The following is a 6,177-nucleotide window of genomic DNA, read 5'->3' on the forward strand; positions in this document are numbered from 1 at the left end:
GCCCTCTACCGCGTGGCGCAGGAGGGCCTGACCAACGCGCGCCGGCACGCGGGCCCACGCGCCGCCGTCGAAGTGCGGCTGCGGACCGAGCCGGAGCGCGTCGAGCTGGAGGTCAGCGACGACGGCCGGGCCCGTCCCGACGCCGAAGCCGGCTCCGAGCGGTCGCCCGGGGGCGCCGGCGGCGCCGTCCCGGCCGGGACCGGGCTGGGGCTGGTCGGCATGGCGGAGCGGATGGCCTCGGTGGGCGGCACCGTGCGGTGCGGCCCGAAGCCCTGCGGCGGCTGGCTCGTGCGCGCGAGCGTGCCCACGCCGCCGGCGCCGGGCGAGGACGCGGCGTGGGATGCGGCGGATGCGCCGCCACCCGCGCCGGACGAGACCGTGCAGCCCGAGACCATGCCGGACCCGACCACGGAGGCGGCCCGATGACCACCCGCGTGCTCCTGGTGGACGACCAGCCGCTGATCCGGCTCGGCTTCGCCGCCATCCTGCAGAGCCAGGACGACATCGAGGTGGTCGGCGAGGCCGGCGACGGCGCCGATTGCCTCGAGCGCGCCGCCGCCTTGGACCCGGACGTGATCTGCATGGACGTGCAGATGCCGCGCATGGACGGCATCGAGGCCACGCGCGCCCTGGCCGAGGCCGGCACACGGGCCGCCGTCCTCATCCTCACCACCTTCGACCGGGACGACTTCCTCTTCGAGACCCTCGAGGCCGGCGCCTCGGGCTTCCTGCTCAAGTCCGCGGAGGCCGAGCACCTCATCGACGCCGTCCGCGTCCTCGGCCGCGGCGACGCCCTCCTCGACCCGCAGGTCACCCGCCGCGTGCTGCGGCGGATGGCCTCCGCCGCGCCGGAGGGGGTGGACGGCCCGGCGGGCGTCGGTCAGCCCCGGGACGACGACGGCGCCGCGCCCGGGCAGGCGGAGGCGAGCGACGCCGTCGGGAAGGCGGGGCTGACCGGCCGCGAGGCGGAGATCCTCACGCTGATGGCGCGCGGGCTCTCCAACGGGGAGATCGCGGGGCAGCTGTTCGTGGGCGAGTCGACCGTGAAGACCCACGTGTCCAACGTGCTGATGAAGCTCGGCGCCAGGGACCGGGTGCACGCGGTGATCTGGGCGTTCGAGCAGGGCGTGGCCGGCTGAGCCCGGGCCCCAGCCCCCAGGAGATTCGGGTGACTTGTCGGGGGTGAAAGCGCCCCGGACCCCCGACAAGTCACCCCAAACGCCAGGTCTCGGCACTCCTCCCCCACGCCCCCTCCCCCTCCGGCCGGGCGGAGCCCCGGATCTCCCCCGCACGGCGGAGGCGCCCCGCCCGGGCCGATTCCTAGGCTGAGGCCATGATCACAGTCAACGAGGTGAGCAAGTCCTTCGGGTCCACCCCCGTGCTGCAGGACCTGACCTTCAGCATCCGTCCGGGTCTGATGACCGGCTTCGTGGGCGGCAACGGGGCCGGCAAGACCACCACTATGCGCATCCTGCTCGGGGTCCTGGACGCCGACGCCGGCCGCATCGAGGTGGACGGCGCCCCCATCACCCGCGACTACCGCGCGGGCATCGGCTACATGCCGGAGGAGCGCGGCCTCTACCCGAAGATGAGCGTGCTGGACCAGCTCGTCTACCTCGGCCGGCTGCACCACATGCGCGGGGCGGACGCGAAGGCCCGCGCCCTCGAGCTGCTCGAGCGGCTGAACCTCGGGGACCGCGCCGGCAGCCGCCTCGAGGAGCTCTCCCTCGGCAACCAGCAGCGCGCGCAGATCGCCGCAGCCCTCGTCCACGACCCCGTGGCCCTCGTCCTCGACGAGCCGTTCTCCGGCCTCGACCCGAACGCCGTGGAGACCACCCTCCAGGTGCTCCGCGAGACCGCGGACACCGGCGTCCCCGTGCTGTTCTCCTCGCACCAGCTGGACCTCGTCGAGCGCCTCTGCGACGAGCTCGTCATCCTCGCCGGCGGCCGCGTCCGCGCCTCCGGCACCCGGGACGAGCTGCTCGCCGCCCACGCCGACCCGGAGTGGGAGCTGCACGCCGACGCCGACACCGGCTGGGTGCGCGGCCTGCCCGGGATCGAGGTCCTCCACTTCGACGGCGGACGCGCCCGCTTCCGCGCCGACACCCCGGAGGCCGCCCAGCGCGTCCTCGCCGACGCCGCCGACCGCGGGCCGGTGCACCGCTTCGGCCCCGTCACCCGCTCCCTGCACGAGATCTTCACGGAGGTCACCCGATGAGCACCGCATCCACGCACCCCACCACCGCCGACCGCCGACCCGGGGGCGCCGCCGTCGCCCCGGGCACCGCCGGGCCGGGCCGACCGGAGCCGCGCCGCACTGAGCCGCGCCGCACCCCGTTCTGGACCGCCGTGGGGACGGTGGCCGCCCGCGAGATGAAGGTGAAGGGCACCTCCAAGCCGTTCATCATCACTACGCTGCTCCTCGTGGCCGCCGCGCTGGCCGCCACCCTGCTCGTGCCCCGCCTGGGCGACCTGTTCGCCGGGGACGGCACGTCGGTGGGCGTCGTCGAGCAGACCGCGCCCGCCGTCGTCGCCCTCGGCGAGGACTACGACGCGCGGACCCTCGGCTCGGCCGAGGAGGCGCGGGCCGCCGTCGAGCGCGGGGACGTGGAGGCCGCCGTGCTGCCCAGCGCCGACGCCCCGGGCGGGCTCGAGGTGCTCGCCATGACGGACGTGCCCACGTCTCTCGTGCAAGCGCTGTCGGTGAGCCCCGCCGTCGAGCTGCTGGACCCGAGCGCGCCGAACCCGATGCTGCGGTACTTCATCGCCTTCGGCTTCGGGCTGGTGTTCTTCATGGCCGCGATCACGTTCGGCCAGCAGATCGCCGTGTCCGTGATCGAGGAGAAGCAGTCGCGGATCGTGGAGATCCTGCTCGCCGCGGTGCCCGCCCGCGCCATGATGGCCGGCAAGGTGCTCGGCAACGCGGCGATGGCGATCCTGCAGGTCGCGCTGATCGCCGGCGCGCTGCTGCTGGGGCTGCAGATCAACGGCGACGTGCTGCCCCTGGACGGGCTCGGCGTGCCGATCCTGTGGTTCGTGCTGATGTTCAGCATTGGCTTCGTGATGATCGCGGCGCTGTACGCGGCGGCGGCGTCCATGGTGTCCCGGCAGGAGGACATCGGCTCCACGTCCATGCCGGTGATGCTGATGATCATGCTCCCGTACTTCGGGGTGACCGTCTTCAACGACAACCCCGACGCCCTGCGGATCATGAGCTTCGTCCCGTTCTCCGCGCCGGTGGCCGTGCCGCTGCGCATCTACCTCGAGCAGGGACAGATGTGGGAGCACGTCCTGGCCCTGGGCATCCTCGTGGTCTCGACCGCCCTGGCCATCTGGCTGGCCGCCGCCATCTACGAGCGCTCCATCCTGCGCACCGGCAAGGCGCTGACCTGGCGTCAGGCGCTGCAGCGCGGCTGAGCCGAGCTGAGCCGACCCCATGGCCCGTGGCGTTTCGGGCGACTTGTCGGGGGTGGAAGGCGCTTCCACCCCCGACAAGTCGCCCCAATCTCCCCGTGGGGAGGGCACCCGGGTGGGCGCATCCCGCACCCGCGGTGGGACGTCCGCCCGGGGCTCGAGGAGGTCGCCCGGGTGCTGCGGCCGGACGGGGCGCTCGTGGTGATCGACAACGACACCGAGCGCGGCGAGTTCGCCGAGCTGCTGGTCCGCAGCGACGCCGCCGCGGACAAGGGGCAGGACACGTACGCCCGCCGGTGGTGGGCCGACGTGGGCGCGGAGACCCGCGAGGTCATGAGCTCGTGGACGTTCCACACGCTCGCCGACCTCGAGGCCGTCCTGCGGCTCGAGTTCCCCGCGGACCTGGCCGAGGAGTGGCTGGCGGCCCACCCCGAGGCGACGTCGCTGACCTACGGGTACCTGCTGCACGTGTGGCGGCCCCGGGGCTGAGCCGCACGCGCCCCGCGCCCGCCACACGCAATGCCCCGCCCCACGCCCCACACCCCGCGCAGATTCGGGTGACTTCTCGGGGGTGTGCGGCCCTTTCACCTCCGACAAGTCACCCGAATCTCTCCAGGGAGGGCAGGGGTCACCCGCTGAGTCCGTACTCCTTGAGCATCTTCCGGGCCTCCTTGGTACCGGCCTTCTGCAGTCGCAGCAGCTGCGCGTAGATGCCGCCGGACTCGGCGAGCTCGGCCGGCGTGCCGACCTCCTGCACCCGCCCGCCGCGCAGCGTGACGATCCGGTCCACGGACGCGATGGTGCTCAGCCGGTGCGCCACGATGAGGCTCGAGCGTCCCACCATCAGCTCCTCCAGCGCCCCCTGCACGAGCCGCTCGGACTTCGTGTCCAGGGCGGAGGTCGCCTCGTCCAGCACGAGGATCGGCGCGTCCTTGAGCACGGCCCGCGCCACCGCGATCCGCTGCTTCTGGCCGCCGGAGAGCCGCAGCCCGCGCTCGCCGATCACCTGCTCGTAGCCGTCGTCGAACGCCTCCACGAACCGGTGCGCGTACGCCGCCTCGGCGGCGGCCCGCACCCGCTCGTCCGAGGCGGCCGGGTCCGCGTAGGCGATGTTCTCGCGCACCGTCCCGGAGAACAGGCTCGGCTCCTGGAACACGGCGGCGATCCGCTCGCGCAGCTCGGCCAGGTCCAGCTCGGCCACGTCCTGCCCGAACACCTCGATCCGCCCGCCCGTGACCGGGTACAGCCCCATGAGCAGGTGCGCGATGGTCGACTTGCCGCCGCCCGACTCGCCTACCAGCGCCACCCGCTGCCCCTGCGGGATCTCGAAGCTCACGCGGTCCAGCACGGGCCGGGACGCGTCCGGGTCGTACGCGAAGCTCACCTCGTCGAAGCGCACGGCGGGCACGACGTCGGCACGCGGCTGAGCGGGCCGGCTCGGCGCCGCGCCGCCCCGGCGGACGTCCGTGCCGCCGTCGTCGTCCGCCCTGGGCTGCCCGGCCGCGACGGTCGCCGCGCCCCGGCCCTGCGGCCCGGCGCCGCCGGCGCGCTCGCGCTCCTCGGCGAGCACCTCGAAGTAGTCCTTGGACCCGGCGACGGCGCGCTGCGCGGAGTCCACGAGGAAGCTCATGGAGAAGATCGGCTGCCGCGCCATGTTCATCAGCTGCAGGAGGATCACCATGTCCCCCACGGAGAACAGGCCCTGCGCGGTGCGCACGAACACGATCAGGTACATGGCCCCGAACACCGCGTTCAGGGCGAGCCGGCGCCACGCGTCCATGCCGTGCCAGAACCGGGACTGCTTCCGGGTGATGCCGACGGTCCGCGTGAACCGCTCCCGGAAGCCGGCCAGCTCGTGGTCCTGCCGGTTGTACGCGCGCACCACGGACATCTGGGAGACCACCTCGGCGAACCGCCCGGAGGCCATGTCCACCTCGATGTTCTTCTCCCCCTCCCAGACCTGCCACTTGGCGGAGGTCTTGGCCGTGAGCCACATGTACACGGGGAACACGATCGCGAGCAGGATCGCCAGCGGCCACCAGTAGAAGGCGGTGATGACGAGCACCGCCGTCGTGGTGATGAGCATGGTGAACGCGTTGTTCGCGAAGAACTGCAGGAACTGCGTGAGCTCGTTGATCGTGCGGTTGAGGCGGTTGGTGACGCGCCCGGTGATGGCGGTGTCGAAGTACCGCTGCGGCAGGTGCAGCAGCTGGTCGAAGTACCGGGTGGAGAGGATGGTGCGCATGCGCGCGGCCATGACGTCGCCCCAGTAGCCGCCCACGCTCACCACGAGGGTGGTGGTCACCTCGACGGCGAGGAACGCCACCGCCAGCCACGTCACCGCGACGACGGCGTCCTCCACCGTCGTCTCCCCCGCGATCGCGGCGACGATGCGGTCCGTGGCCGCGCCGATCAGGAACGGGGTGGCCAGGGTGAGCACGGCGGCCAGCACGGAGCTGACGGCGATGCCCAGGTAGAGGCGGTTGAGCTGGGGGGCGAAGCGCAGGATGCGCAGCAGGGATGTCACCGGTCCAGGCTAGTGGCCGCGGCGGACACCTCGAGCTGTCCTGCACAGGGCCGGAAAGAGGGCTGTTCCGGGCCCCAGAGCGGCCGGATGCAGGACAGCTCGGAGAGGTGGGTCGGCGGATGGGGCGGCAGCCTCAGAACGGCGGGTTCTTCGCGACGGCGGCCAGCACCGCCACCAGCAGCGGGGCCACCTGGTGGCCGGCGGGCGCGGCCGGAGCGGCGGGGTCCATCCAGTGC

6 protein-coding genes are annotated in these 6,177 nt (G+C 73.2%); 5 read left to right on the top strand and 1 reads right to left on the bottom strand.

What is annotated here, in order from left to right; all coding sequences use genetic code 11:
- The 5 genes from NWP10_RS10045 to NWP10_RS10065 form a co-directional block, all read left to right on the top strand.
- Positions 1–426 (top strand): sensor histidine kinase (locus NWP10_RS10045; RefSeq protein WP_258300804.1); only part of this gene is annotated, 426 nt, incomplete at its 5' end.
- On the top strand, positions 423–1,139 hold the full coding sequence (locus NWP10_RS10050; protein ID WP_258300805.1) for a response regulator transcription factor: 717 nt from the start codon (positions 423–425) through the stop codon (positions 1,137–1,139). The genes NWP10_RS10045 and NWP10_RS10050, both read left to right, overlap by 4 nt.
- A gap of 194 nt (positions 1,140–1,333) precedes the next feature.
- Positions 1,334–2,218, top strand: a complete 885-nt coding sequence (locus NWP10_RS10055; protein ID WP_258300806.1) for an ABC transporter ATP-binding protein — start codon at positions 1,334–1,336, stop codon at positions 2,216–2,218.
- Positions 2,215–3,417, top strand: coding sequence for an ABC transporter permease (locus NWP10_RS10060; RefSeq protein WP_258300807.1), 1,203 nt, complete (start codon positions 2,215–2,217; stop codon positions 3,415–3,417). The genes NWP10_RS10055 and NWP10_RS10060 overlap by 4 nt, the downstream gene beginning before the upstream one ends.
- A gap of 171 nt (positions 3,418–3,588) precedes the next feature.
- Positions 3,589–3,903 (top strand): ammonia monooxygenase, encoded by a 315-nt coding sequence (locus tag NWP10_RS10065; RefSeq protein ID WP_258300809.1) that lies wholly within the window; start codon positions 3,589–3,591, stop codon positions 3,901–3,903.
- A 139-nt stretch (positions 3,904–4,042) separates the two neighbouring features.
- On the opposite strand, the gene NWP10_RS10070 is transcribed toward NWP10_RS10065, so the two are convergent.
- Positions 4,043–5,941, bottom strand: a complete 1,899-nt coding sequence (locus NWP10_RS10070; RefSeq protein ID WP_258300810.1) for an ABC transporter ATP-binding protein — start codon at positions 5,939–5,941, stop codon at positions 4,043–4,045.
- Between the last annotated feature and the right edge of the window lie 236 nt (positions 5,942–6,177).

This window comes from Micrococcus sp. HG099, from assembly GCF_024723355.1.
In the GTDB taxonomy this organism is placed as follows: domain Bacteria; phylum Actinomycetota; class Actinomycetes; order Actinomycetales; family Micrococcaceae; genus Micrococcus; species Micrococcus endophyticus.